The 2,437-nt window shown below is 63.1% G+C and carries 3 protein-coding genes; 1 reads left to right on the forward strand and 2 read right to left on the reverse strand.

Annotated features, from left to right (window positions below; translation table 11 throughout):
* Both JOZ76_RS37450 and JOZ76_RS37455 read right to left on the reverse strand, forming a co-directional pair.
* Positions 1-224, reverse strand: a 224-nt coding sequence (locus JOZ76_RS37450) for an SDR family NAD(P)-dependent oxidoreductase (protein WP_291706396.1), incomplete at its 3' end; no start/stop codon positions are given.
* A gap of 80 nt (positions 225-304) precedes the next feature.
* Entirely contained in the window at positions 305-1,009 is a 705-nt protein-coding gene (locus tag JOZ76_RS37455; protein WP_291706398.1) for a histidine phosphatase family protein, read from the reverse strand.
* Positions 1,010-1,161: 152 nt separating this feature from the next.
* Here JOZ76_RS37455 and JOZ76_RS37460 point away from each other — a divergent pair, with 152 nt between their 5' ends.
* A complete protein-coding gene (locus JOZ76_RS37460; RefSeq protein WP_291706397.1) occupies positions 1,162-1,947 on the forward strand; it encodes an SDR family NAD(P)-dependent oxidoreductase in 786 nt (261 codons plus the stop codon).
* Positions 1,948-2,437: the final 490 nt, after the last annotated feature.

Genomic DNA, 2,437 nt, shown 5'->3' on the forward strand with positions numbered 1-2,437 from the left:
TGCAGGTTTTCCTTGCTGGAAATATTGGCCGGGACCGACGCCGCCCTGCCTTCTCCGTACTTGGCGTTGATGTCCTTGGCGACCTTGTCGCAGACGTCGGCCTTGCGCGAGGAGATCACGACTTTTGCGCCGTGCTCGGCCATGCGCCCGGCAATCGCCAGCCCAATGCCGCGCGTCGAGCCGGTGATGACGGCCACTTTTCCGGTCATGTCGAACAAGGTCATGTTGTCTCCTTCCCCTTTATTTGTTGTGACGTCATTCTGGGGCGCGAGTGTAACGAGCGAACCCGGAATGACGAGCTTAATCAGGCATGTTTGCTCGTCGCGACCTCCGGCCCCGCCGGCTGATGCATCGCCCGATGCGACGCATCCGCGATCCAGGGCTGCTGGTTCACCATCGGCAGCCGCCAGACGCTACGGTCGCCGACTTCGAAATGATCGAAGCGTGTCACCGAGCAGTTGTCGATGTCGAACGCAAGGCCCTTCTCCGGCAGGCCGCCCAGCGCAAGCCCCAGCGCCGCCTTGATCGAACCGCCATGACCGACTGCGATCACGTCCCTGCCCGCATGCTCGCGGTTGATGCGATCGATCGCGCCGGTGACGCGATTGTAGAGATCGAGAAAACTTTCGCCGCCCGGCGGGGGCTCGCCGATATCCGCAAACCAGTGCGCGCCGGGCGGCCGGCTCGCAATGAAGGCGGCGCGGTTCATCCCTTGCCACTCGCCGAGATGCTGCTCGGCGAAGGCGGCTTCCTGGATCAACGCATCGGGCTTCGGAAATCCCGCGGCCCAGATCGCTTCCGCGGTCTGATGCGTGCGTTTCAGATTGCTCGCATACCAGATCGCGTCGCGCGGCAGGATTTTTGCGACGGCATAAAACACCTCGCTGTCGGAGGTATCGCAGGCGATATCGCTCTGGCCATAAATATTGCCGCCGTCATTGCGCACCGGCGCGTGACGCACCCACCACCATCGCGTCACGATGGCCGACGGCTTTTCCGAGGCGGACATGCCAAAACCCTTCAATTTCGTCTCCGCTCGCTGTACGTCAGGGCCCGCATCGTCTCAAGTGACATCGCTGCTGCCAGGCGACGTTTAAAAACCTGTTTGAAAATGAAATTCCGCGCCATGGCAGGCCCGCGGAACGGCAAAGGGAGCAACGCATGGGCCGCCTCGAAGGCAAATCCGTCATCATCACCGGCGCGGGCAGCGGCATCGGCCGCGCGGCCTCGCTGCTCTTTACAAAAGAAGGCGCGCGGCTGATCGCGGTCGACAAGACCGAGGGTGTGAAGGAAACGGTCGAGCAGGTGAAACAAGCCGGCGGCATCGCCGAAGCCGTCATCGCGGATGCAGGCTCGGAGAAAGATGTGATCGCCTTCATCGACCGCGCGGTTGCGACCCATGGCCGGCTGGATGCGATCTGGGCCAATGCCGGCGTTTCCGGCGGCCTGGTGCCGCTGGCCGAGCAGACCGTCGAGCACTGGCAGGAGGTGCTCCGCGTCAACCTGATCGGGCCGTTCCTCGCGGTCAAGCATGCCATCCCGCACATGACCCGGCAGCAACATGGCGCGATCGTCTGCACGGCTTCGGTCGCGGGCCTGAAGGCCGGCGCCAGTGGCCATCCCTATGCGGCGAGCAAAGCCGGCGTGATCAGCCTGGTGCAAACCACCGCCTATTCGCTCACCGGCACCGGCGTGCGCATCAACGCCGTCTGCCCGGGTCTGATCGAGACCGGCATGACCAGGCCGGTGTTCGAGCGCGCCAGGGAGCGCGGCACCTCCGACAAGATCGGCCAGCTCAATCCCTTGAAGCGCGCCGGCCAGCCGCACGAGATCGCGGCGATGGCGCTGTTTCTGGCGAGCGACGAGGCGTCCTATGTCAACGGCCAGGCCTTTCCGGTCGATGGCGGCCTCACCGCGTCGATGCCGTACACGGGAAAGCCGGTGTGAGCATTGTGCTGAGTATTGCGGCCGCATAAGAGCTGTCATCACCTGCGAAAGCGGGTGATCCAGTACGCCGCGGCCTTTCAGCTCAATCACAGGCGTCTCGGACTACTGGATCGCCCGGTCAAGCCGGGCGATGACAACTGAGAATGTTGCGAGCAGCTGCTCAAGACATGTTTACGCGTTCTCGCGGCCTTTGAGACCCGAGTTGTGCATCATCCTCGGCCCTCGGAAGAGCAGAGGGCGCAGGGAATGCCGGGCGACGGCCTCGCCCATGGCCCGCCAGCAACAAAAAAAGCTGGCGGCAGTTACCACAGATCCTATGGGGTGGCGGGTGGTCAAGAGAGGCCCAAGATTGGATTACTGACCATCCAGCCTCGGAGGATCAAGATGATCAAGCTCGATCGCACTGACACACCCGCCGCAGCGGAGCATGCCACGGTTTACCTTGCGTTTGAACTGAGCAAGGCGAAATGGAAGCTCGGCGTGCTGCTTC

It is taken from the genome of Bradyrhizobium sp. (assembly GCF_019244115.1).
GTDB lineage: Bacteria > Pseudomonadota > Alphaproteobacteria > Rhizobiales > Xanthobacteraceae > Bradyrhizobium.

Bases quoted from the DNA above. Each gene is read 5' to 3' on its own strand.
- JOZ76_RS37460 (WP_291706397.1), top strand. From the start codon at position 1,162: ATGGGCCGCCTCGAAGGCAAATCCGTCATCATCACCGGCGCGGGCAGC.
- JOZ76_RS37455 (WP_291706398.1), bottom strand. From the start codon at position 1,009: ATGTCCGCCTCGGAAAAGCCGTCGGCCATCGTGACGCGATGGTGGTGG.